This is a genomic window from Mycobacterium sp. UM_Kg1 (assembly GCF_000972925.1).
Taxonomy (GTDB): Bacteria; Actinomycetota; Actinomycetes; order Mycobacteriales; family Mycobacteriaceae; genus Mycobacterium; species Mycobacterium hiberniae.
On the sequence record NZ_JRMK01000408.1, the window covers coordinates 1 to 213 of the forward strand.

Annotated in this window: 1 protein-coding gene; it reads left to right on the forward strand. The window is 70.4% G+C overall.

The features are described 5' to 3' along the window. Window positions 1–213 (forward strand): aldehyde dehydrogenase family protein (locus tag LI92_RS21740; protein WP_046322900.1); only part of this gene is annotated, 213 nt, incomplete at both ends.

The following is a 213-nucleotide window of genomic DNA, read 5'->3' on the forward strand; positions in this document are numbered from 1 at the left end:
AGGAACAGATCACCGAGTTCCGTGACGCCGGTCCGGAAGCCGTCGACGAAGCCGTCGCCCGCGCCAAGGCGGCCTACCAGTCCGGCGGGTGGACCGACCTCCCGGCTCGCCAGCGCGCCAAGGTGCTGTGGAAGCTCGCAGACCTCATCGACGAGCACGCCGAGGCGTTCGCCGAGCTGGAATCGCTGGACTCGGGCATGCCGCCGGCCCAGT